Source organism: Nocardia sp. NBC_01329 (genome assembly GCF_035956715.1).
Lineage (GTDB): Bacteria > Actinomycetota > Actinomycetes > Mycobacteriales > Mycobacteriaceae > Nocardia.
The window spans coordinates 6,183,149-6,207,073 of the sequence record NZ_CP108381.1 but is presented as its reverse complement, the minus strand read 5'-3'; the positions used below and the strand labels follow the sequence as shown (position 1 = coordinate 6,207,073).

The window sequence follows — 23,925 nt, the reverse complement described above, 5'->3', positions numbered from 1 at the left end:
CTTCTGGCGCAAGAACGGGCGCCCTGCGTGGTCACGCTGCGCTACCGCCTCCGGGCGCTGACCGTTCATGCGCTCTGCCTTCTGGCGCAAGAACGGGCGCCCTGCGTGGTCACGCTGCGCTACCGCCGCCGGGCGCTGACCGTTCATGCGCCGTGCACCGTCGGATCCGAACCGCCCGCGGGCTCGGAGTAGACGATATCGACGAGTGTGTCACCCCGGTACACCAGTGAGGTGAGCGAGGCCAGACCGCACTGCCGAGTGCGCGGATCGTGCCAGAGGCGCTGCCCCTGTAGGAACCGGCGCAGGGTCCACACCGGCAACTGATGCGAGACCAGCACCACCTCACGACCGGCCGACTCCACCCGGGCCTTGTTCACCGCGGCCAGCATGCGGTGGGCGATCTGCAGATAGGGCTCGCCCCAGGACGGGGTGAACGGATCGCGCAGTTTCCACCAGTGCCGGGGTTTGCGCAGCGCGCCGTCACCGACCGACACTCGCAGGCCCTCGAAGGTGTTGCCGGCTTCGACGAGGTTCTCGTCGGTGCGCACGATCAGCCCGTGTTCACCCGCGATGGGTTCGGCCGTCTCCTGCGCGCGCTGCAACGGAGATGCGATGACCACGGCGATGTCGTGGTCGGCCAACGCCCGCGCCACCGCGCCGGCCTGGGCCCGCCCGGCCACCGACAGACCGAAGCCCGGCAGCCTGCCGTACAGGATGCCGCGCGGGTTGTGCACTTCACCGTGGCGCAGGACGTGGACGATGGTTTCGACCGCTTCGGAATCGGCCGTACCGGTCGACGGCGCGGAAGCGGCGATCGGGCCGGCAGCCGGGAGATCGGCGCCGGTATCCGGCGGAGATACCGGGTTGCCGGGTGACGACGAGGTGCCCCGGTCGGCCGGGGCGGCGGATACGCGCTCGGGGTCGGGCTTGCTCACGCGCGAGTTCCTTCGGGTGTGGCGCTCGCGGCCGCTTCGGCGGCGGCGGGCAGGGCTGCGGCGATTCGGTCGAACGCGGCGTCGTCGAGCGCGGCCGAGACGAACCAGGCCTCGAACGCGCTGGGCGGCGCGTACACCCCGCCGTCGAGCAGCGCGTGGAAGAAGGCCGGATAACGCCAGGTCGCGCTCGCCTTGGCGGCGGCGTAGTCGAGTACCGGTTCATCGGCGAAGAACACGCTCACCATATTGCCCGCGAACTGCACACGATGTGGCACCCCCGCGCCGGTGAGGGCGTCGGTGAGCAGAATTCCGAGCCGTTCGCTGTTGCGGTCCAGCGCGGCGTACACAGCATCGTCGGCGGCGCGCAGCGTGGCGAGCCCGGCCGCCACGGCGACGGGGTTTCCGGACAATGTGCCGGCCTGATACACCGGCCCCAGCGGCGCCAGCCGGTCCATCACGTCGGCCCGGCCACCGAAGGCCGCCGCGGGCAGCCCGCCACTCATCACCTTTCCGAAGGTGTAGAGGTCGGCGGCCACCGGATCGAGTCCGTACCAGCCCGATGCGCTCACCCGGAAACCGGTCATCACCTCGTCCATGACCAGCAGTGTGCCGTGATCGGAGGTGATCCGGCGCAGCCCGGCATTGAAATCGGGCAGCGGCGCGACCGCGCCCATATTGCCGGCGGCGGCCTCGGTGATCACCGCGGCGATCTCGCCCGGGTTCGCTTCGAAGGCGGCGCGTACTGCGTCCAGATCGTTGTACGGCACCACGATCGTGTCGGCGGCCTGCGCTCCGGTGACGCCGGGGGAGGTCGGCAGCGCGAACGTGGCGACTCCGGAGCCGGCATCGGCCAGCAGGGCATCGACATGACCGTGATAGCACCCGGCGAATTTGATGATCTTGGCGCGTCCCGTGTAGCCGCGCGCCAGCCGGACCGCGCTCATGGTCGCCTCGGTACCGGAATTCACCAGCCGCACCTTCTGCACCGGCGCCACCCGCTCGACGATGAGCTCGGCCAACTCGACCTCGCCCGGTGTCGGCGCCCCGAAGGACAGCCCGGACCCAGCGACCTCACGGACCGCCTCCACCACCGCCGGATGGGCGTGCCCGAGAATCATCGGTCCCCATGAGCACACCAGATCGACGTACTCGTTACCGTCGGCGTCGGTGAGTCGACAGCCCTGGGCGGATGTGATGAACCTCGGCGTGCCGCCCACCGAACCGAAGGCCCGCACCGGGGAATTGACCCCACCGGGAACAACCGCTTCGGCTCGCTGGAAAAGCTGACTGGAGGCCGGCACTGCCGTACCGGCCACGCGCAGAGAACTCACGGCCTCCAGTTTGGCAGCCCGCCGCGGCGACGTCGACGACAGGGTGCGCATACGTGACATACACCGCTGAGTCGACACTTACCGAGCCAAATACAGCCGGGTAACGGCCCGAGTGCGTAAGGTCTGTCTGCGTCGGATCAACAGCGGATCACCGGCCAGGAGGTCGTTTTGCGTATTGCCTCGAGTACTGCGGCTCTGTCGCTGGCCTCGGTCGCCTTCGGAATCCTGGCAACCGGACTCGGCGCGGGGACGGCGGCGGCTGTCGAGCCGGTCCTGGACCCCGACAATGCCCGCGGCGGAGTACGGCTGAGTCAGCCCGAAACCGCGGCACTGGCCCAGGGCCCGATTCCGGCGCTGGTGGACCATACGATTCCGCCCTCGCGGATCGGCGCGGGACTCGACAGCGATACCCGCCTCTACCGCGATGAGAACGGCGGCGTCCGCGCCTCACTGCGCCAGGTGATCCTGGAATCGGCGGACAACGGCGGGTCGGTCCTGGTGTTCTTCCATGTCCCCGGTGCCGCGCACGGCCGGGTGTTCGATATCTACCAGCAGTGGCGCTGACCGGGCGATTCAGGAACGCCCGGGCGTGCGGAAGACCCGGGCCACACCATCGATAACAGCCGTACCGGCACCTGCGACCAGCAGCATCGCGAGAAACAGCCAGGGCCCCACGTAGCGGGTCGCCGTATACGCCGGGACCTCACCGGTCGCCGGGAAATCGGTGTTCTGCACCCCGAGATTCCAGCAGAGCGCGGCCAACGCGAGCGCGAGGACCGCTGCCGCGATATCCGCGGCCGGTACCACGAGCGAACGGTTCACAGGTCTCCTCGGATCGATGGCGACTCGAATGTGCTCACCCGATGGTGCCCGCGCGGGACCCGATAATCAATCGTCGCGACCGGTGCCCGGTCCGGAATCACGATCTGTCCCGGATGCGGTGACCACCTGGTTCAACGCCGCCCGCAACGCACGATGGTCCTTCGCCCAGGTACGTACCAACTCACCATCGATACGCCGCAGCCCGATCGCGGTACGCCGCCGCGGGACACCGGTCAGCTCACCGAGAGCCCGGCCGTCCTCCCAGGGTTCATCGGCATCCACCGGCAAAACCGCGGCGATGGACCGGACCGGTGTCGTTTCGGGACCGTTACGCAGGAAACTGCCCGTGAGCTCGACACTGGCGTGGGTACGGGCGGCATACACCTGTAGAACCGCGAAACCGCTGATCAATATTGCGCAGAACAGCAGCACGAACCAGTGCGGCGTAGCTCCGACCGCGACCTCGGCGATCAAGAGCAACACACAGAACAGTGGGCCGTAGGCGACTGCGCGCCAGCGCGCCCCTGGCTCGGAGAAAAGAACCTCGTCCGCCGCCTCGGCGGTATCCACTCGATCAGGCATGGAAGAACCGGCCGGAAGCGAGCACCACTCGTATCAGCCGATGACGCCGGGAATCAGCAGAACCGCGACGGTGAGAACACCGAACAGGACCATGAGAGTCAGTACGAGCATGTCCCGCCGAATACTCTGTGGCTGTTGGATCACCACTCGCATCGTCGCCTCCGATCCCCGGACGGTGGAGTCTCCGCCCTACTGGCCGGGTACCCGAGGCCGCCGGTTGGCATGTCCTCTGTGACAGCCCTCACCATACATGGCGGAATACCGGGAACAAACTCCACGTTCGTTATCTGAGCGCGCCGCCTGGTCGGTGCCGCTGTCGACGCCCAGGTCGAAAGGCCTGGTTCGGGGTCACGAGTTTCCGGGCCCGCCTGGCCCACGCGGGGGCAGGAACCATTTCGCCGCCTCCGACCGCTGACAGAGAAAAATCGCGCCACCGGCCAGCACCGCCTGCACGATGGACGCCGCGCCCGACAGCAGCGGCCCCACACCTTCCACGACTCCGATGGAGAACAACGCGGCGACCCCGGTGATCACCAGCCACACCCCGACAAAGGTCAGCAAGGTCCGCGCCCACAGCTTTCCTCTGCCGAGCTGATGCACCACCAGCACCCCCAGCGCGGCCACCGCCAGCCCGAGAATCACCCCCAGGACCGCTCCCACCGTCACCAGCAGATCGACCATCGCTGGAGTGATCTGAGGGTCGGCGGATTGCATCCGCTCCCGGAACTCCGCGCTGAACCGCTCGCGGTCGGTCAGCGTATCGGCCAGGGATACGAACAACCGGCCCACACCCAAACCGATTACGCCCCACCACAGTTGCCGCGCGGTGCTGATATCCACCGGCGGGGTCATGACAGCCAGAGCGCCGCCTCCGTCGCCCAATAGGTCGCGACGATATCCGCGCCCGCGCGACGGATCCCGGTCAGCGATTCCAGTACGGCACCGCGACGATCGATCCAGCCGCGTTCGGCCGCCGCCGTGATCATCGAGTACTCGCCCGAGATCTGATAGGCCGCAACGGGAACCGGGGAACGATCGGCCACCTCGCGCAGAATATCGAGATACGACATCGCGGGTTTCACCATGACGATATCGGCGCCCTGTTCCAGGTCCAGTTCCAATTCCCGGATCGACTCCCGGCGATTGGCCGCGTCCTGTTGATAGGTGCGGCGATCGCCCTGTAGCGAGGAGGCCACCGCTTCCCGGAACGGGCCGTAGAACGCCGACGCGTACTTCGCCGCGTAGGCGAGAATCGCGGTATCGGTCCGGCCCGCCTCGTCCAGCGCCTCCCGGATGGCGCCCACCTGGCCGTCCATCATCCCGCTCGTCCCGAGCAGATCGGCGCCGGCCTCGGCCTGCGCCAGCGCCATCTCCATGTACCGCTCCAGCGTGGCGTCGTTGTCCACCGCGCCCGAGCTGTCGAGCACTCCGCAGTGCCCGTGATCGGTGAACTCGTCGAGACACGTATCGGCCATCACCACGGTGGAATCCCCCACCTCGGCCACCAACGCCCGCAACCCCCGGTTCAGAATGCCCTCCGGGTCGGTCGCCCCGCTGCCCACCGGATCCTTGTCCTCGGCCTTCGGGACCCCGAACAACATCAACCCACCCACACCGGCCGCGACGGCCTCGGCGCCGGCTTTGCGCAGCGAATCCAGCGAATGCTGGAACACCCCCGGCATCGAAGAGATCTCCCGAGGTTCGGACAACCCGTCCGCCACGAACATCGGCAACACCAGATGCCGCGGCTCCAGACTGGTCTCGGCCACCAGCCGCCGCAACGCGGGCGTCCGCCGGAGTCGCCGCGGACGTTCGATACCGCTCATAGTGTGGAGTCTAGGCGGGCCGGTCAGCGAGGGGATGGTGCCCCCGCTCGCGCAGGGGCGGGACTCCCGGGGGCCTCGACCCGCGGCGCCGCCGGCGCCGCGGAAAAACAGTTACCTGCTGCGTCGGCTCTTCTTCCGCGGCGGCGGCAGCAACCCCTCAGCCCGGAGCCGGGCCGCGTGTTCGGCGAGTGCTTCCACGAGCGGACCCACCTGCGCGACCTCCGGCTGCACATCGACCCGCAGCCCGAACTCTACGGCCGTCTCGGCCGTCTTCGGGCCGATGCAGGCCACGATCGTGCGCGTGTGCGGCTTCCCGGCGATACCGACCAGGTTGCGGACCGTGGAGCTGGAGGTGAACAGCACCGCGTCGAATCCGCCGGTTTTGATCATCTCGCGGGTTTCCGCCGGCGGCGGAGAGGCACGCACCGTGCGGTAGGCCGTGACATCGTCGATCTCCCAGCCGCGTTCGCGCAGGCCTTCGGCGAGAGTTTCGGTGGCGATATCGGCGCGCGGCAGCAGCACCCGGTTCACCGGGTCGAAAACGTCGTCGTAGGGCGGGAAATCGGCCAGCAGACCGAGCGAGGACTGTTCCCCGCTGGGCAGCAGTTCCGGGTTGATACCGAAGGCTCGCACCCGCTCGGCGGTGGCTTCGCCGACACAGGCGATCTTCACACCGGAGAACGCGCGCGCGTCGAGACCGAACTCGGCGAACTTCTCCCAGACCGCGCGGACCGCGTTGGTGGAGGTGAAGACCACCCACTGGTAGCGGCCGTCGACCAAGCCCTTGACCGCACGTTCCATCTGCGCGGGACTACGCGGCGGTTCCACCGCGATGGTCGGCACTTCTTTGGGGATGGCGCCGTGGGTGACCAGCCGTTCACTCATTTCGCCGGCCTGGTCCTTGGTGCGGGGCACCAGCACGGTCCAGCCGTAGAGCGCCCGCGATTCCCACCACGACATCTTCGATCGCTGCGCGACCGCCTTACCGATGGTGACCACCAGCGGGCCGACCAATTCGGAGGCAGCACTGTTCAACGTGGCCAGGGTGGCTTCGATGGTGCGCTGCTGACGGGTGGTGCCGCGCACGGTGACCGCGACCGGGGTCTGCGGCGCCATACCGTGTTCCACCAGGGCACTGGCGGTTTCGGCCAGATGCCCGGAGGTGGCGTGCAACACCAGCGGTCCGGGCGCGGCGGCGAGGGCGGGCCAGTCGACTTCGCCGCGCACATCGGCTTCGGTGTGACCGGAGCCCAGCGCGATACCGGCGTAGCTCGGCACGGCCGAACCCGAGGGCAGCCCGGGCAGCACCTCGAACACGATATGCGAGCGGGTGACCGCGGTGACCTCGGCGATGACCGCGTCGGTGGTGAGCGGGTCACCGGAGACCACCCGCACCACGTCGTGGCCGGCTTTCGCCTCGGCGACCAGGGTTTTGGCGACTTCGGCGGGATCGCCGAGCGCGGGCCGGACATCCACCGGGCGCTCGCCGTCCGGTTCCGGTTCGACCTCGGTGCCGATCAGGGCGAGCACGCCGGCGTCCACATCGGGATCGGTGAACGCGAGGGTGGCCCGGCACAACACTTCGCGTGATCGGGTGGTCAGCAATGCCGGGTCCCCCGGGCCCGATCCGACGAACAGGATCCGCCCCGGATGCTTCTTGCTGGCTCGACTCATCGGTTGTTCTCCATTGGACTGGGTTCGGTGAAGTCCGTGGCGGTGCTCGTTCCCGCGGCAGCCGCGCTCGGTTCCGCGGCGGTGCCGCCCGATCGCGCTGCGGCGGTGCTCGTTCCCACCGGGGTGGTGTTGTTCCCGGCTCTCGCGAGATCCGGTTCCGCGATGCCGGGTTCGGCCGCGAGTAGCTCGTGCGCACCCAGCTCCAGCAGTTCGCGGGCCAGGGCGCGGCCGAGTTCGGCGGCCTCGGCCGGTGCACCCACCGTCGAGGCCCGTATCACATCGGAACCGTCGAGCGCGGCGGCACAGCCGCGCAACGACAGCTCCTCGACGATGCGTCCGTCGTCGTCCAAGGATTCGACGAGTTCGGCGATCGCTCCGACGGGCGCGGTGCAGCCCGCCTCGAGTTCGGCGAGCAGCGCCCGTTCCGCGGTGACGGCCGTTCTGGTGGCCGGATCGTCGAGGACGGCGAGCAGCTCGATCAAGTCTGTATCGTCGGCGCGGCATTCGACGGCCAGCGCCCCTTGCGCGGGCGCCGGCAGCATCTGCACCGGGTCCAGCGCCTCGGTGACAGCGTCCAACCGGCCGATCCGGGCCAGCCCGGCGCGGGCGACCACGACAGCGTCGAGTTCGCCTTCGGCGACCTGACGCAGCCGGGTGTCGAGATTGCCGCGCAGCGGCCGGATCTCGAGGCCCAGGCCGAGCGCGCGCACCTGCGCTATCCGGCGCGGCGCGGAGGTACCCACTACGGCACCCGGCGGTAGCTCACCGAGCACCAAGCCGTCGCGGGCGACGAGCGCATCCCGCGGATCCTGGCGTAGCGGCACCGCGGCGAGCACGAAACGATCGTCGGGCGCGGTGGGCAGGTCTTTGTAGGAGTGCACCGCGATATCGATGTTCGCGGCGGCGAGTTCGGCACGCAATGCGCTGGTGAAAACGCCCACGCCGATCTCCTCGACCGGATCGCTGGACAGATCTCCCGGCGTTTCGACGATCACCAGTTCCGCCGGTTGCCCGGTCTCGATCAACGCGTCGCGCACATCGCCGGCTTGGGTGCGCGCCAGCAGACTGCCTCGGGTGCCGATCCGCCACGGCCGTCGACCGGCGGTTCCGGGACCCTCGGCGCCCGCGGAGGCGGCCGAGCCCTGCAGGATTGTCATGTCGACTGCTCCTGTTCGTCTTCGTGGCTGCCGGGTGTGAAATCGTCGGCCAGGGCGATATCGCCGTCCAGGCTCATCCAGCCGGCGCCGTTGTGTTCGGCCCGGCTGATCTCCATGGGAGCCGCGACCGCCTGGGCCGATCCGGGTTTCAGTTCGAACAATTCGCGCAGCGCCTCGGCGTAACTGTCCCCGCCCGGTGTGCTGGCCAGCTGTTTGACGCGCACTGTCGGCGCGTGCAGCAGTTTGTCCACCACGCGCCGGACTGTGCGAGCGACCTCGTCGCGTTCGGGGTCGGCCAGCCGCGGCAACCGCGAATCCAGCCGCAGCAGTTCGGCCTCCACGACTTCGGCGGCCCGCTGCCGCAGCGCGGCGACGGTCGGTGTGACCTCGGCCATCCGCTGTCCGGTCAGGTACTTGGCAAGTTCCTCGGCGACGATGGCGCGAGCAGCGGCGGTATCACCGGCAGCGGCACCGGCGGCCGGGTCGTGCTGAAGAGTCTCGATATCGATCACGGTGACCCCGGGGAGCCCGGCGACCGCGTGATCCACATCGCGCGGTAGGCCGAGATCGCAGAACACCATCGGACGGCCCACTCCGCGCTCCCGGTCCGACAGCGCGTTGTGCGCATCGGCCAGGGTGACCACCGACCCCACCGCTCCGGTGCAGGTGACCACCACATCGGCGACCACCAGCGCCTCGGCGAGCCGGGACAATTCGAGGGCATGCCCCGCCACCGCGTGGGATTCCGCTGTCGCGGCGAGCCGTTCGGCACGTTCGATGGTGCGGTTGACCACCAGTATCCGCCCGATACCGGCGCGGGCGAGATGCGCGACCGACAGGCCGCCCATCGCACCGGCGCCGATCACCGCGGCCGTCCGGCCGGCCAGCGGTCCGAGGACCGTGGTCGCCCGATCCAGAGCCACCGACACCACCGAGGCACCGGCCCGGTCGATCCCGGTCTCCGAATGCACCCGCTTACCGACGCGCAGGGCCTGCTGGGAGAGTTCGTGCAAGGTCCGCCCGACGGCCTGCTGAGCGTCGGCGGTGGTGTAGGCGCTGCGGATCTGGCTGAGCACCTGCTGTTCGCCGACGACCATCGAATCCAGGCCGCTGGCTACTGCGAACAGATGCTCGGCGGCGGCCTCGCTGTATCGGACGTAGGCGTGCCGGGTCAGTTCCGGCATCGGCAGCCCGGAGTGCGCCGTCAGCAGTTCGCCGATATCGGCCAAGCCACCGTGGAACGCATCGACCACCGCATAGATCTCCACTCGGTTACAGGTGGAGACGATCATCGCTTCGGAGATATGACTCGAAGCCAGCATGCGGTCGATCAGCTTGGGCCGATCGGTATCGGTGATCGCCACCTTCTCCAACATCGCGACAGGCGCGCTGCGATGTGAGATTCCGACGAGAAGAACGCTCATGGTGTGACCACCGATCCCTTGCTGGTTGGCTCCGTTGCCGTATGCGAGGTCGTCTGGGCGGCCTGCGCCGCACAGTGGGAGAGCCCGGCGGTACCCGGCGACGAATGCGCGGGCATCCGGCGGGCGATCCGGCCGGAACCGTTCAGTGGGTGGGCGGACGGCACGGCACTACTGCTTCCAACGCCGCCCATAGCGGGATCATTCGCCGGTTCGGTGGCGTTCTCCGCCACATTTCCGGTGGTCACATCGTCCCCCGAGGAGGTAGAGGCGGGTTCCTCGAGGTCGGCGTTGCGGACCCGTTCGAACGAGAGCATCTGCATTTCCACCGCGAGGTCGACCCGCCGCACCTCGACACCGGGCGGTGCGGTCAGCGGGCACAACGCGAAGCTCAGGATCGACTGCACCCCGGCGGCGACCAGTTCGTCGCACACCCGCTGGGCGGCGTCGTCGGGTACCGCGATCACCGCGATGGTCGGGCGCAGCACTGCGATGCCGTCGGTGAGTCCGGACGCATCACGCACCCGAAGACCTTCGACATCGCGTCCGACCACCTCGGGGTCGTTGTCGAAGACTCCGACCACCGCGAAACCGCGCCGCCGGAACCCGCGATAACCCACGAGCGCGCGTCCCAGATTGCCGGCGCCGACGAGGACCACCCGGTGACCACCGGACAGCCCGAGCACATCTTCGATCCGAGCCCGCAGCCGCGCGACGTCGTAGCCCACGCCGCGAACTCCGTTCGGGCCCAGGAAAGACAGATCCTTGCGCAGTTTGGCCGAATTGACACCCGCCGCGACAGCCAGTTCCTCACTGGATACGATGGCGACACCGTCATCGGTCAGCAGGGCGAGCACCCGGAGATAGGTGGCCAACCGCGCCACCGTAGCCTGGGGAATGCCCTTCTGCAGTGTGCGGGTGGTGACGTTGGGAGCATCGCCGGAGACGTCGCGCGTCTCATGGTGCTCTGTCACGTCCTCGGCTCCTCGTCCGGGCTGAAGAGGCCCGGGTGCTCGGCGACCTCCGTTGCGGTCCATGCGCCGATGACGGGGTCGGATATCGGGTTGATTCACCTGCTACCGGCGGCCGGATACTCGCCCCGGCCTGCGGTTCGCGTGCCACCACCGTAACTGCTTGTGAACCCATGCACAAAGTCGGTGAAATTCGACTCATTTTGTGTCGCGACCTCACCTTGTACGATCCCCCGCCGGAATTCGGACACAGTCAACGATTCAGGTCGGCCCGCAGTCGCGTCTCGTCGACATCGAAATAGCTGTGTTCACGGCCGTCGAGCAGCACCACCGGTAGCCGGTCACCGTATTCGGCGCGCAGGCCCGGCTCGGTAGCGGCGACCGCGTCCACATCCACCCTGCCGACCTCGATACCGAATTCCGCGCAGATCCCGCGCAGCTGTTCCAGCGCCCGCTCGCACATCCCGCAACCGGCGCGGGTCAGCAGGGTCACCTCGTGCGTCGTGGAGTTCGTCATGCCGCTATTCAACCCGCTTCCGGACCGGGTGCGACGGGTTGTAGTACGTCCCCGGGCATACCTCTGGCCGGACGTACCGCCGCATTCGCTCCGTCCGGGCGCGGCCTGTGGATGAGCTTCGCCCCGCAGTACCCATTAGTGTGGACGTGATTCGCGCGAACAGGCGGAGGTACTGGTGCCGGAACGATCGAAGGTGGGGAAATCCGGGTTCATCGCGGGCCGGTTCGGGGAGCTTCCGGTCCGATGGAATCTGGGCCCGCTCGGGCAGGGTCTGTCCGAGCAACTGGCGCGCATATCGCGCAGCCCGTTCGGACCCAGCGAGGAGGAGGTCCGCGCCAATGTGGCCGGTGAGGCCAGCGCGGACGCCGCCCTCGCCCTACAGGACGCCGAGCGGGCGGCCACCGGTCTCCCGCCACAGGAGATCCCCCGTGACCTCACGGCGGCGGCGTTCTTCGACGTGGACAACACCATGGTGCAGGGCGCCTCGATCGTGCATTTCGCACGAGGTCTGGCCGCGCGCAAATATTTCCGCAGCGCCGACCTGGTCGATATCGCGTGGAAGCAGGTCAAGTTCCGGATCACCGGCAAAGAGAGCAGCACCGATATGGCCACCGGTAAAGAGAAAGCGCTCGAATTCATCGCCGGTCGGTCCACCGCAGAACTCGCTGCTCTCGGTGAAGAAATCTACGACGAGATCATCGCCGACAAGATCTGGCCCGGTACCCGGGCGCTGGCACAGATGCATCTCGATGCCGGACAGCAGGTCTGGCTGGTCACCGCGACCCCGGTCGAACTCGCGCAGGTGATCGCCAAAAGGCTCGGTTTGACCGGGGCCCTCGGCACCGTCGCCGAAAGCGTCGACGGGAAATTCACCGGCCGCCTGGTCGGCGATATTCTGCACGGCCTCGGTAAAGCGCACGCCGTCCGTGCCCTGGCCATCCGGGAAGGCCTCAACCTCAAACGCTGCACGGCCTACTCCGACAGCCATAATGACGTGCCCATGCTGTCGCTCACCGGCACCGCGGTCGCGATCAACCCGGATTCCGACCTGCGTGAGGTAGCCAAAGCCCGCGGCTGGGAAATCCGCGATTTCCGGACCGGCCGCAAAGCCGCGAAGATCGGGGTGCCCACCGCGCTGGCCCTCGGCGCCGCCGGCGGGGCGGTCGCGGCGGCGGTCACCCGGCGGCGCAGCCTCAGATAGCCCACGGCTCCGACAACCGGCCACGACACGCACTGTCGGTGGTCGCACAGAACTACGCCGCATACGAACCTCGGTATACCTTCTTCACGAAACCTTCGGCGATCGTGACCGGTGCCGCCGGCTCGCACGGCGTGGTTCGCCGGTTCGAGGTCGATGTGAAACCTCATGTCGCATGTGCAACCTCGCCGAACCGTCCAGGAGAAACGATGCGTCCGATCCGTCCATCGCGTCGATCGCTGACAGCGGCAGCCGCGGTATTGCTCGCGGTCGCGTCGGGGATGTCCGCGGCCTCGGCCGCTCCGGATGACGCGGACACACGACCGAACGTGGTGCTGATCCTGGCAGACGACCTGGACGCCACCACCACCCCGGTCTGGCAGGCCATGCCCCGTACCGCGGCGTTGATCCGCGATCGCGGTACCGAGTTCACCGACGGCTTCGCCCCGATGCCGATCTGCTGCGCGGCCCGCGCCTCCATCCTGACCGGTGAATACGGTCACAACACCGGAGTGCTCACCAACTCCGGGCCCGTCGGCGGGTTCGAGTCCTTCCGTGCCAACGGAAACGAGTCGCATACCGTCGCGACCGCACTACACAACGCCGGCTACAGAACCGGGATGGCAGGCAAGTACCTCAACGGCCTCGAGCACGACCCCGGCCACATACCGCCCGGTTGGGACGACTGGAATGCCGGTGTCGACAATTTCTTGTACTCCGGCTACAACTACACCCTCAACGAGAACGGCACCTTCGTCGAATACGGCATCGCACCAGCCGATTACGAGACAGATGTGGTCGGGGCGAAGTCCCGGAAGTTCATCACCGACGCCGCCGAGTCCGGGCAGCCGTTCTTCTGGCTTGCGTCGTCCACCTCGCCGCACTTCCCGATCCCGCCCGCGCCTCGGCATCTGGCCGAAACCCGGCCTACCGCGGCGCCCAGGTCACCGAACTATCAAGAACCCGACGTATCGGATAAACCGTCGTGGCTGGTCGATACGGCAGCACCGCGGGCGGCGACCATCGCCGCGACCAACGATATCGACTACACGAACCGGCTCGGCGCACTGAAATCACTGGACGAGATGGTGGCCGGAATTGTCGAAACCCTCGCGCGCACCGGCGAACTGGACAACACCTACCTCATATTCACCTCCGACAACGGCTACAGCCTGGGTGCTCACCGGCTCACTCAGAAGATGGCGCCCTACGAGGAATCGATGCGGGTGCCGCTCGCCGTATCCGGGCCCACTGTCGAGCCGGGCCGCAGCGATGCCATGGCGTTGTCGATCGACCTCGCACCGACCATCCTCGACTGGGCCGGAGTACCGGTTCCCGACCGCGTGGACGGCAGCTCACTCACCGGCGTACTCCGGGGTGACGCCCGGTGGCGCACCGATTTCCTCGCCGAATACGGTGGACCGGGCGCCGACGGTCGCGAGGGCATCGCCCAGGAACAGATCCCCGGCACCGAGACCCCGCTCGTGTACGTGCTGGATATGCCGTCGTGGAGCGGAGTCCGCACCCAGCGGTATCTCTACGTGCGGTGGTACGAGCGGGAGCGACCCATCGAAGCGCGCGAATACGAACTCTACGATCTCCGGTCCGACCCCTACCAGTTGACCAACCTCGTCAAGACTCCGGAAGGCCGGGCCGCGCACGCCGACATCGTCGACACTCTCGACCGCCGCCTCACCGAACTGACCGAATGCGCCGGCCCGGCATGCCGCTGACCCGGCCCCGTGCCGGTAACTCAGCCCATGAAGGCGTTGCGGCGTTTGATCAGTAATTTGTAGAGGGTCTGCTGGATCGTTTCGCGGACCTGATCGGTGACCTCGAACATGAGCATCGGGTCGTCGGCGTCCTCGGCCTGGTATTCGGTGGTGCTGATCGGAGTGCCGAATTCGATATACCACTTCGAGGGCAGCGGTATCGCGCCCAGCGGACCCAGATGCGGGAACGTGGGGGTCACCGGGAAGTAGGGCAGGCCGAGGAGCCGGGCCAGCGGCTTGACGTCGGCGAGTTTCGGATAGATCTCCTCGGAGCCCACGATCGAGCACGGGATGATCGGCACTCCGACACGCACCGCCGCGGCGACGAAGCCACCGCGCCCGAATCGCTGCAGTTTGTACCGGTCCGCGTACTTCTTACCGACGCCTTTGAAGCCCTCCGGGAACACTCCGGTGAGTTCGCCGGCGCTGAGAAGTCGTTCGGCGTCGGGGCGGCAAGCCAGGGTATGGCCCGCCTTGCGGGCGAGGGTGCCCAGCATCGGCATCTCGAAGACGAGATCGGCGGCCAGCAGGCGCAGGGCGCGCTGTTTGGCGTGATGGTCGTGCACCGCGAGTTGCAGCATGAGCCCGTCGATCGGGATCGTGCCGGCGTGGTTGGCCACGATGAGGGCACCACCCACCTCGGGCACATTCTCCATCCCGCTGGTCTGCACCCGGAACCAGTTGTCGGCGAGTGGGCGCAGGGCAGGTAGCAGGACCGATTCGAGCAGATGCTCGTCGAACCCGAACTCGTCGACCTGGTAGTCGCCGGTGAGGCGGCGGCGGGCGAATTCGGCGGTACGGCCGATCTGCTTGCCGAGGGCGTCGCGCATCAGTTCGGAGACCGAGCGCGGGGTGGGTGTGGGTGGGGTGAGACGGTCGGTCAGCGAGGTCACCGGCCGGTGGGCAGGACCGGTCCAGCTCCGTGTGGCGGTCCGTGGCCGCGGCACGGTAGCGAGGTCCTGCAGTCTGATGACTTTGGCGACGTCGTTCATGTATGTGCTCCCGTACCGGCCCCGATGAGGCCGAGCAGTTTGTTTTCTGCGGCGTCGATCCACGCTGGATCGACTACGGGCCGCGACACTGCGCCCCCGGTGAAGTCGTCGAACGCCTGTACCGTCGTCCAGCGCGGTTCGAACCCGAGTTCACCGCGCATACGCGTCGTATCCAGACCACAACCGAAAAGAAAATAATCGAGCTGCTCTGAACTGAAATCACGCATCACCGGACCCATGAGCGTCCGGCCGACGGTGCGGAACACCGACCAGGGTACCGGCATCGCGACCCGACCGGAACGGCGCACGGCCTGCGAAAGTGCGAGGGCGCCGTCACCGGCCACATTGAAGGTGCCGCCCGGGCCGGACCGGACGGCATGCACCAAGGCCGCGACCGCGTCTTCCTCGTGGAGGAACTGCATCCGCGCGTCCCGGCCGAGCACGGTCGGGGTGATCGGAGAACGCATCAATTGCCCGGCCCGCGCACCCAGACCGGGACCCACCATCGGCGCGAGGCGCAAAGTGAGCACAGTGGTATCGGGACGGCGTCGGGCCAGACCGCGGGCGAAGCCCTCGATCTCGATCATGTCCCGGGCGAACCATCCGCCCGGTGCCCTCCGTGCGCTCATCTCCTCCGTGAACTTCGCGGGATCCTTGGCACTCCCGCCGTATACCCCGGAACTCGAACGTGACACCACCCGCCGCACCGTCGATGATTTCTGGCAGACGGCGAACAGCTGCATCGCGCCGAGAACGTTCATATCCTTCATCGCGGCCCGGCCGCCGCCCGAGGGCGGCTGCGACAGCACCGCGGTGTGCACGACGGTATCGACCTGGTAACGCTCGATGACCTTGCGGATCAATGGGTTCCGGATATCGGCGCGCACGAATTCGGCACGGCCCATCCGGCGACGCAGCGGTGGCGTTGGGGTGAGTACGTCGACCGCCACGACTCGCTCGATATCGGGGTCGGAAACCAGGCGACATACGGTATTGCCGCCGAAGTACCGGCTGGCTCCCGTCACCAGCACGACTTTGGGCTTATAGCTGCCGTTCGCTTCAGTTTCCACCTGTACCGGACCGTTCCACCTCGAGCATCGAGCCCCCGCTCAGTAGTTCCGAGTCGATGACGGCGCCTCCGGCGCCGCACGGCCGGGGCCTTCGTCGCCCCGGTTCTTCACTCCGCCATCAGTCGCTGCGCTCCCTCGCTCTGTCGCTCCAGAACCGGGGCGGCCCCGACTGCCCACCAGCTTAACGACCGAAACAGCGGATCCCGGCTTCTTAACGAGGACCTAACCCCGATTTCAGTCGATGGAAACGCGAAGAAACCCGCTACCGAATGGTAGCGGGTTTCGCCGATGACGAAGCGCGGTTGTGCTTACTTGCCGAGTTTGCGCCGCTGCACGCGGGTGCGACGAAGCAGCTTGCGGTGCTTCTTCTTCGACATGCGCTTGCGGCGCTTCTTGATCACAGAACCCATAGGGTGTCCTCGCGTTCTCTCCTCGGCGCGTCTCGCGCTCGCTTTACGTCAACTGTCCGGTCGAATGCCCGGTTGCTCGCGGCTGAATCTCAGCCCTGGAGGCGGCGGCTGCGCACCACCGGCGAAAGGCCGGGTTGCGCGCCGCCGATCCCACACAGCGAGGGTTGATGTTACCGGCCCGCTACCGCAGACCGGTAACCGCCTTCACCCGGCATCGAAATAGGACGTTTCCAGATAATCGTGCACCGCCTTGGCGTGAACCCGGAAGGATCTCCCGACGCGGACCGCCGGTAGCTCTCCCGAGTGCACCAGCCGGTACACCGTCATCTTGGAAACTCTCATCAAATTCGCCACCTCGGCGACGGTGAGAAATTGCGTACCGCCGCCGAGTATCGATTGTCCTGGCGACGAACCACCGCCGCTGTTAGCGGACATCTTGTTAGAAGACATCATCGCACCACTGACCTCCGGCACGTCCGCGCCACCGGCTTCCCCACCGGCGGAACAGACACGCACGTGCTCCTTGAAGCTTAGCGGGACCAGTGGGATTACTGCGACGGGAGTGAGAAAACAGGTTCACACGCTGGGCGTGAGGTGGTCATTCCGAGGTCGCGCCCTGTTCGGCGGAACGCTGTTTGGCCGCGTGCAGCGCCTCCTGGAAGGCCGAACGCAGACCCGCCCGCTCGAGTTCGCGCAGGGCGGCAGCGGTGGTTCCCGCCGGGGAGGTGACCGCCGCCCGCAGATCGACCGCGCTCTGCCCCGACTCCGCGAGCATGGCCGCGGAACCCAGCATGGTCTGGGTAACCAGTTGCGCGGCGATATCGCGGGTCAGGCCCAGGCCGACACCCGCCTCCACCATCGCCTCGACCACCAAGAAGAAATATGCCGGCCCGGATCCCGAGACCGCGGTCACCGCGTCCATCTGCGATTCGGGCACCACGCACACCTGGCCCACCGAACTCAGCAGCTCGGTCACCAACTCCAACTGCTCGGCCTTGGCATAGCGACCCGCCGCCAGCACGCTCATACCCGCACCGACCAGCATCGGGGTGTTCGGCATGACCCGGACCACCGGGAAGCCCGCGGGCAGCTTGCCCTCCAACCGCGCAGTCGGCACCCCGGCCGCCAGCGAGACCAGGATCTGGTCGCGTTCCCCGCCCAGATCGGCCTTGCCCAGTTCGGTGAGCACGGCGTCGACGTCGGCCGGTTTCACCGCGACCACCAGCAGATCGGCCCCCATCGCGGCATCGTCGACCGAGTCGGTCACCCGGACCCCGAACCGATCCGCGAGCAGCTCGGCGCGGTCGGCGTGTGTCTCGACCACCACCAAGTCCTTGACGGCCCGTCCTGCCTCCAGCAGGCCGGCAATGAGGGCCTCCCCGATCCGGCCGCCACCGATCACCGCAATTCGTGTCATAGGCGCCATTGTTCTTGCCCCACCGATGGCCACGGGGGCCGGGGGGCCGATTGTTTCCGGCACCGGACACCACAGGCCCGCGACCTGCCGCCACGCCCACCGGATCCATTCCGATTCCGAAAGCGTCCGCATCGAGTTCGGCCGGGGGTGACCTCACCGGTGCGACCGTGCGCCTACGATCCGGCCCCCGGAGAGCGTCGTCCGGCGCCACGTCCGGAGCCGTGGGATCCCCTCGCTGCGCGAGGCGCACCAGCTCGCGCACCCTCCGTCTTCACCCCCCGGTTCGCCTCCTCGCCCGGAAGGTCCCCGGCTGAGAAAAAACGATCGACGGCAGCTACTGGAGCGCTTGCGATATGCAGAGATCCGCGACCATCGAGCACTTACAGAGCAGTGGGCATACCCAAGTCATAAAAACTCACGTCCACCCCCACCTATCGTCCACTCCGGATGGTCACCCTTCATGGTCGGGGCCCGCCCCGGTTCTGGAGCGACAGAGCGATGGAGCGCAGCGACTGAGCGCCGGAGTGAAGAACCGGGGTCACGAGGGCCCCGACCGCCCCGCCGCAGGCGGGGCAATCAAACACAGTCGGGGCCCGCCCCGGTTCTGGAGCGACAGAGCGATGGAGCGCAGCGACTGAGCGCCGGAGTGAAGAACCGGGGTCACGAGGGCCCCGCCGAAGGCGGGGCAATCAAACACAGGCGGGGCAATCAAACACAGGCGGGGCAATCAAACACAGGCGGGGCAATCAAACACAGGCGGGGCAATCGAACACAGGCGGGGCCCGCCCCGGTTCTGGAGCGACGAAGCGAAGGAGCGCAGCGACTGAGCGAAGGAGTGAAGAACCGGGGTTAATAGGGCCCCGCCCGCCCCGCCGAAGGCGGGGCAAATAAACACAGTTCACTGCTTGGGGGATGGGAGCAATGCCAGTTGGCGGCTCTGTGCGACCAGTGCGCCCGAGGAGTCGACCACGATCTGGTCCGAGTCGAACAGCCCGCCGCCGACCTCATGTGTGGTGGCGATGACCCGTAACCAGCCGGGCGCCGGGCGCCGGCGCAGATAAGTAGTCATCTGGATCGTCGGTGACCAGCCGAAATAGCCCAGGTTTGTGGGCACCGGGGGGCACATATCGGCGGCCATCATGGCGATATAGGAGGCGATCTCCTGATCGGCCTGATCGGCCGGTCGCGGGCGCAGCCACATCCGCAGCCGGGGTTCGCCGTGAGCGTTCTCGGTGAACGGCGCCCATTCGCGGTCCAGGAACGCATCCATCCCCCGCGCCACGTGCACGATCCGGCCCATCGACGAGCCCGGTTCGTAGCCGATGGCGTCCGCGGAAGGTTCCACCGGGAGATCGGTGTGCTCCGGAGCGTAGAGCGGCGGCCGGTCCGGGCCGTCCAGATCCCCGAACGTGAAGGCCGTACGAACCAGCGGCCGGCCGCGCTGCACCAGCGTCACATCCACCAGGCAGATCTGCCGCCCCACCTTGCGGACCGTCACGTCGTACAGCACCTCACCGGGCTCCGGGGCGCCGAGGAAATCGGTGCTCCCGGACAGTGGCGCCATACTCGCGCGCTCCGGTTCCATGGTGCGCAACCATCGGCTCGCCGCAGCGGCCGAACCGGCGACCATCGTTCCGCCGTGTACTTTCGGCCCGATTGTCCAGATGTCGTCGATGACGCCGCGATAGCGCCCGTCGCCCGGCTCGTCGGCGGCGAGTTCGGTCAGGGCACAGACCTGGCTGAACGGCGCGTCGGTGGACGCCAGTTCCCGTTCGGCGCTCAGTTCCGTCTCCGTCGTCATCGGTACTCCTTCTCCTCGGCCCGGTAACCGTTCCGCGGGTGCATACTGCCGGTCAATCTTGGTACAGCGCGATCACACGGTGACAGGCGGACCGGTGGGGGCGGTGTTTTCGGCGGCGCGGGGTCAGGACACGTAGGGCACCGGCACAGATCATCGGGCGATCCGACCAACCGGCATCTTCGTATGCCGATAGCACGCCAGGAGTCGAGTTCTACGAGACACCGAAAAGGGTCGGGGCGCCGCAGGCGGCGCCAGAAGACACCGCTCAACGGGTCTCGATGGGGCTGGGGTCGGGCCGGGAGGTGATCGCCGGATTCAAGTGGGTTCGGGCGAAGGTGAGGGTGCGTTCCAGCATGGCGGCACGGGCCGCGGTGGTGCGGGCTTCCTGGGTGTTGATCTCGGCCACCGCGTGACCGGTGAAATCGTTACCGACCAGTGCGGCGCAGACCTGCGCGCAGGGTTGAGTGCCTTCGCCGGGGACCAGGTGCTCGTCATGGGCGGCGCCGCGGCCGTCGGCCAGGTGCAGGTGGACCAGACCCGGGCCCATCCGTTCGGCCAGTGCCAGCGGATCGGTGCCGGCGGTCGCTGTATGCGACAGGTCGAGGGTGTAGTGCCGGAATCCGGTGTCGGTGGGGTCGTAGGTGGGGCTGAACGCGGTCAGCGAAAGCCCCGGCCCGCCACGGCGTTCCAGCCGCTGGATATCGCGGGCCCGGCGGGCGAAGAGGCGGTCGGCCCGCATCGGGAACATGTTCTCCACCGCTACGGCCACCGAACTGCTCTCTTCGAGTTCGGCCACCTGCTCGACGAAACCTTCGGAGTAGCGGCGTTGCCAGCGGAACGGTGGATGCACAACCACGGTGTCGGCGCCCAGCGCTTCGGCCGTCCGTACACTGCGTTCCAGTTTCGGGGCCGGGTCGGCGCCCCACACCCGCTGTGAGATGAGCAGGCACGGCGTGTGCACCGCGAGTACCGGTATCGCATATTTGCGGGCGTATCCGCGCACAGTGGTGATGCTCTGGCTGGCCGGTTCGGCCCAGACCATCAATTCGACACCGTCATAACCCAGTTCGGCCGCATAACGGAAAGCTGCTTCGGTGTTCTGTGGGTAGACCGAAGCGGTCGAGAGCCCTACTTTGATTCCGCTGCGCCGTCCGTCGTCCAGCGGGCCGGCCGCGGGAGAAATGCCTGCCATCGCCTGCCTCGCTCAGCCCGTACTGAGTAGAAATGCCAGCGGCCCCAGTGTGACGAACACACCGACGACCACAGCGATCACGGTACTGAACATATCGTCGCCGCGCCGCAGGATCCGCACCAGCGCGACGAGCCCGAGGATGACCACGACGGCGAGCGCGAGCGCGGCGAGCGGCTGCGCCTCCCATAACATCTCGAAACCCTTGAAAGCCAGCATTCCGGCGATCGCCGAGCCCACGCTCTGCGCGCCGAGGATCATCCATTGTTTGCGCGGATCGTCGGTGGTCTCGCGATCGGGAGTGCGTGCGGCGGCCCCCAGCCTGGCCTTGGTGGCGGCGAATTTCCCACCGGCCGCGCCGAATCTGTCGCTCAGCGCCGAACGCGCACGGCCCAGGCGGTTCTCGTCGTCCGGGGTGTCCTCGGGGTGGTCGTAGTCGTCGGCGTCGGGATCGTATTCCGGTTCGAAATCCCCGGTTTCGAATTGTTCACCGGGCGGTACGGGGTGCGGGTGCGGCCGCATGGGGCCGTGTGCATCGGTGGCGAAGATGTCGGTCTTCGCAAAGCCCGGGTCCGGACCGAAGTCCGGACCGGGACCGAAACCTGGATCCTGTCCGAATCCGGGGTCGGGACCGAATCTCTGGTCTGGATGGAAACCCTGGTCCGGGCCGAAATCCAGTGCCGGCATCCCGGGCGCGGGCGGCACCGGTCGGCCGTTCCTGGGCCCGGGGGCGCGGAATTCGCCGTGGTCGGGAGTCTCGTGCTGGGGCGGCTCCAGCCCCTGCAGGCCCGCGTGCAACCGCATACCTTGGTCGGTCGGCGACCAGGCGACGGTGTGTTGATCTCCGTTTCCCGCCTCGGGCGATTCCTGCCAGGAGGCCGGCTCGGGCAGCGGACGTTCACCGCGGCGGCGGCGCTCGAGCTTCGGCCGCGAATCGTCGGGGTGCGTCTGCCATGCCTCGGTGGGTGGGGCGGCGTCGGGCGGGCCCAATCGGGGCGGACCGTCGAATCCCTGACCTGGCCACGAGGGACCTGCGTCCGGCCCGCCGAAATCCGGGATCCCCGATGGTAGGGGCGTGCGGCCGAAATCAGCGGGCCCCGCCGGGAGGCCGTAGTCCGCCGCCGCCTCCGGTTCGGGGACGGAATCGGCCACGGCGGCGGCTTCGGCGGCTTCCGCCGCACGTCGGCGCGCGGCGCGCCCGCCGCCGGGAGTCGCCGGATCGGTCTCCCAGGACGGGTCCGGCGTCTCGTTCGCGTAATCGGCCTCCGCGGCGAGATCGTCGTCCGGATCCGGCCGGCGCCGCCGGCCGCTGCGGCGCGACTCCTCCGCGGGCGGTAACTGGTCGCGGCCGTCCGCGAACGAATCCGGATCACCCAACCGCGCGGGAGCACCGGCACCGGCGGGTCCCGCCTGGTACGGCTCGAGCGGGTTGTAGACGGTGATCGGACCCGACATGGGCGAATTGTTCGGATCCGGGGCGGCATAGGAGACCTGCTCGCCCGCATAGCTTTGCGCGCCGTAGTCGCTGCCGCCTGGCACGCCGAAGTCGTTACCGGCCGGGTCGCCCGCTTCCGCGGCGTAGGCCGCGGGATCTTCCGCGGCGTACGCCGCGTCGGCTTCGTCAGGAGCCGCGTGGGCGGAACCGTTGCGTTCGACGGCCGGGATATCACCGGACAGATCGTCGACCGAGAGCCCGCGGCCACCGCGCCGCCGCCTGCCGCCGCTGGAGGCCGGCTGCTGACCGTTGCGGGCGAGCAGCTCTGCTACCGACAGTTGATTGGAGTTCCTGCTCATGAAGGCACCGTTTCGATCGGGCCCGCCGACGTCTTGCCGCCGGGCGTCGAACCGTTGCCGGTCGCCGCGCTCGGTGCGTTCGTAGTCAGAGGTCCACCATCCATATCGGTATCCAGTTTGCGCAGGATCAGTCCTTCGCGCAGCGCCCACGGACAAATTTCCAGCGTATCCAGGGAAAGCGCGCGCATGGCCGCCTCGGCCACGAGCGCTCCCGCCACCAATTGCTGGGACCGGTCGGCGCTGACTCCCTCCAGTTCGGCGCGATCGGAGGCGGTCATCCGGGAGATGAACGCGATCAGCTGACGCAGTCCCGAACTGGTGAGGGTCCGGCGGGCCCGGGGTCCGGCGCCCGAAGGCGCGGCGCCGGTGAGCCGGGCCAGCGAGCGGAAGGTTTTGGATGTGCCCACCGCCAGATCGGGCCTACCCGTCTCGGCGATCTGTTTGGCGGGATCGACCATCTCGGCGGCGAGCCAGTCACGGAGGATCCCGATACGGCGTTTGCTCGGCGGATCTTCCGGTAACCATTTCCGGGTCAACCGCCCGGCGCCCAGTTGCAAGGACAGCGCGACCTCGGGTTCCTCGTCCACTCCGCTGCTGATCTCGAGGGAACCGCCGCCGATATCGAGGTTGATGATCCGGCCGGCGCTCCAGCCGTACCAGCGGCGCACCGCCAGGAAGGTCAGCCGCGCCTCGTCCACCCCGGACAGCACCCGCAGATCCACCCCGGTCTCGGCGCGCACCCGACCCAATACCTGGTCGGAGTTCGTCGCCTCGCGCACCGCCGAGGTCGCGAACGCCATCAGTTCTGAACAGCCCGAGGTGGCGGCCAGACTCGCGAGGTCGGCGACCGTATCGACGAGTTTCCGCTCGCCCATCGCGGTGATCCGGCCCACGTCGTCCAGGCTCTCCGACAGCCGCAACGACTCCTTCGTGGAGCTCATCGGCATGGGGTGGCCACCCCGATGCGCGTCCACCACCAGCAGGTGAACGGTGTTGCTTCCGACATCGAGGACACCTAGACGCACACGGACACGGTACTTGGTGCA

23 protein-coding genes are annotated in these 23,925 nt (G+C 67.9%); 3 read left to right on the top strand and 20 right to left on the bottom strand.

What is annotated here, in order from left to right; genetic code table 11:
- Positions 1–143: 143 nt before the first annotated feature.
- Positions 144–815 (bottom strand): histidine phosphatase family protein, encoded by a 672-nt coding sequence (locus tag OG405_RS28275; RefSeq protein ID WP_327152564.1) that lies wholly within the window; start codon positions 813–815, stop codon positions 144–146.
- Between the two features lie 116 nt (positions 816–931).
- The gene (gene hemL, locus OG405_RS28270) at positions 932–2,266 is read right to left on the bottom strand and encodes a glutamate-1-semialdehyde 2,1-aminomutase (protein WP_442790629.1); all 1,335 of its coding nucleotides are present in this window, start codon (positions 2,264–2,266) and stop codon (positions 932–934) included.
- 168 nt (positions 2,267–2,434) lie between these two features.
- Here hemL and OG405_RS28265 point away from each other — a divergent pair, with 168 nt between their 5' ends.
- Positions 2,435–2,830 (top strand): hypothetical protein, encoded by a 396-nt coding sequence (locus OG405_RS28265; protein ID WP_327149446.1) that lies wholly within the window; start codon positions 2,435–2,437, stop codon positions 2,828–2,830.
- Positions 2,831–2,839: 9 nt separating this feature from the next.
- Here OG405_RS28265 and OG405_RS28260 read toward each other — a convergent pair whose 3' ends face one another.
- The 9 genes from OG405_RS28260 to OG405_RS28220 all read right to left on the bottom strand — a co-directional run bounded on the left by OG405_RS28260 (position 2,840) and on the right by OG405_RS28220 (position 11,236).
- Positions 2,840–3,088 carry a hypothetical protein gene (locus OG405_RS28260; RefSeq protein WP_327149445.1) on the bottom strand — a complete coding sequence of 83 codons (249 nt, stop codon included), beginning with the start codon at positions 3,086–3,088 and terminating at the stop codon, positions 2,840–2,842.
- Positions 3,089–3,154: 66 nt separating this feature from the next.
- Entirely contained in the window at positions 3,155–3,670 is a 516-nt protein-coding gene (locus tag OG405_RS28255) for a hypothetical protein (protein ID WP_327149444.1), read from the bottom strand.
- A gap of 348 nt (positions 3,671–4,018) precedes the next feature.
- Positions 4,019–4,522, bottom strand: a complete 504-nt coding sequence (locus OG405_RS28250; RefSeq protein WP_327149443.1) for a hypothetical protein — start codon at positions 4,520–4,522, stop codon at positions 4,019–4,021.
- The gene (gene hemB / locus OG405_RS28245; RefSeq protein ID WP_327149441.1) at positions 4,519–5,496 is read right to left on the bottom strand and encodes a porphobilinogen synthase; all 978 of its coding nucleotides are present in this window, start codon (positions 5,494–5,496) and stop codon (positions 4,519–4,521) included. The genes OG405_RS28250 and hemB overlap by 4 nt, the downstream gene beginning before the upstream one ends.
- Before the next feature lie 111 nt (positions 5,497–5,607).
- Positions 5,608–7,170 (bottom strand): bifunctional uroporphyrinogen-III C-methyltransferase/uroporphyrinogen-III synthase, encoded by a 1,563-nt coding sequence (locus OG405_RS28240; protein WP_327149440.1) that lies wholly within the window; start codon positions 7,168–7,170, stop codon positions 5,608–5,610.
- Positions 7,167–8,327, bottom strand: a complete 1,161-nt coding sequence (gene hemC / locus OG405_RS28235; protein WP_327149439.1) for a hydroxymethylbilane synthase — start codon at positions 8,325–8,327, stop codon at positions 7,167–7,169. The genes OG405_RS28240 and hemC overlap by 4 nt, the downstream gene beginning before the upstream one ends.
- Positions 8,324–9,751 (bottom strand): glutamyl-tRNA reductase, encoded by a 1,428-nt coding sequence (locus OG405_RS28230; protein WP_327149438.1) that lies wholly within the window; start codon positions 9,749–9,751, stop codon positions 8,324–8,326. The genes hemC and OG405_RS28230 overlap by 4 nt, the downstream gene beginning before the upstream one ends.
- A complete protein-coding gene (locus OG405_RS28225; protein ID WP_327149437.1) occupies positions 9,748–10,722 on the bottom strand; it encodes a redox-sensing transcriptional repressor Rex in 975 nt (324 codons plus the stop codon). The genes OG405_RS28230 and OG405_RS28225 overlap by 4 nt, the downstream gene beginning before the upstream one ends.
- Positions 10,723–10,972: 250 nt before the next feature.
- On the bottom strand, positions 10,973–11,236 hold the full coding sequence (locus OG405_RS28220) for a glutaredoxin family protein (RefSeq protein ID WP_327149436.1): 264 nt from the start codon (positions 11,234–11,236) through the stop codon (positions 10,973–10,975).
- Between the two features lie 175 nt (positions 11,237–11,411).
- Here OG405_RS28220 and OG405_RS28215 point away from each other — a divergent pair, with 175 nt between their 5' ends.
- On the top strand, positions 11,412–12,437 hold the full coding sequence (locus OG405_RS28215) for an HAD family hydrolase (protein WP_442790628.1): 1,026 nt from the start codon (positions 11,412–11,414) through the stop codon (positions 12,435–12,437).
- Between the two features lie 206 nt (positions 12,438–12,643).
- A complete protein-coding gene (locus OG405_RS28210) occupies positions 12,644–14,167 on the top strand; it encodes a sulfatase family protein (RefSeq protein WP_327149435.1) in 1,524 nt (507 codons plus the stop codon).
- A gap of 20 nt (positions 14,168–14,187) precedes the next feature.
- Here the strand turns inward: OG405_RS28210 and OG405_RS28205 are convergent, their stop codons facing one another.
- The 9 genes from OG405_RS28205 to OG405_RS28165 all read right to left on the bottom strand — a co-directional run bounded on the left by OG405_RS28205 (position 14,188) and on the right by OG405_RS28165 (position 23,904).
- Positions 14,188–15,198 carry a lysophospholipid acyltransferase family protein gene (locus OG405_RS28205; protein WP_327149434.1) on the bottom strand — a complete coding sequence of 337 codons (1,011 nt, stop codon included), beginning with the start codon at positions 15,196–15,198 and terminating at the stop codon, positions 14,188–14,190.
- Entirely contained in the window at positions 15,195–16,268 is a 1,074-nt protein-coding gene (locus OG405_RS28200) for an NAD-dependent epimerase/dehydratase family protein (RefSeq protein WP_327149433.1), read from the bottom strand. The genes OG405_RS28205 and OG405_RS28200 overlap by 4 nt, the downstream gene beginning before the upstream one ends.
- A 308-nt stretch (positions 16,269–16,576) precedes the next feature.
- Positions 16,577–16,678 (bottom strand): 30S ribosomal protein bS22, encoded by a 102-nt coding sequence (locus OG405_RS28195; RefSeq protein WP_003402602.1) that lies wholly within the window; start codon positions 16,676–16,678, stop codon positions 16,577–16,579.
- Between the two features lie 204 nt (positions 16,679–16,882).
- A complete protein-coding gene (locus OG405_RS28190; protein WP_030525584.1) occupies positions 16,883–17,131 on the bottom strand; it encodes a helix-turn-helix domain-containing protein in 249 nt (82 codons plus the stop codon).
- A 145-nt stretch (positions 17,132–17,276) separates the two neighbouring features.
- Positions 17,277–18,095 (bottom strand): pyrroline-5-carboxylate reductase, encoded by an 819-nt coding sequence (gene proC, locus OG405_RS28185; RefSeq protein ID WP_327149432.1) that lies wholly within the window; start codon positions 18,093–18,095, stop codon positions 17,277–17,279.
- 898 nt (positions 18,096–18,993) lie between these two features.
- Positions 18,994–19,896, bottom strand: coding sequence for a thioesterase family protein (locus tag OG405_RS28180; protein ID WP_327149431.1), 903 nt, complete (start codon positions 19,894–19,896; stop codon positions 18,994–18,996).
- Positions 19,897–20,161: 265 nt separating this feature from the next.
- Positions 20,162–21,088: a sugar phosphate isomerase/epimerase family protein gene (locus tag OG405_RS28175; RefSeq protein ID WP_327149430.1), complete on the bottom strand. Its 927-nt coding sequence runs from the start codon at positions 21,086–21,088 to the stop codon at positions 20,162–20,164.
- Between the two features lie 12 nt (positions 21,089–21,100).
- Complete coding sequence (locus OG405_RS28170; RefSeq protein WP_327149429.1) at positions 21,101–22,879, bottom strand: hypothetical protein; 1,779 nt, start codon at positions 22,877–22,879, stop codon at positions 21,101–21,103.
- Positions 22,876–23,904: a Ppx/GppA phosphatase family protein gene (locus OG405_RS28165; RefSeq protein WP_327149428.1), complete on the bottom strand. Its 1,029-nt coding sequence runs from the start codon at positions 23,902–23,904 to the stop codon at positions 22,876–22,878. The genes OG405_RS28170 and OG405_RS28165 overlap by 4 nt, the downstream gene beginning before the upstream one ends.
- Positions 23,905–23,925 lie beyond the last annotated feature (21 nt).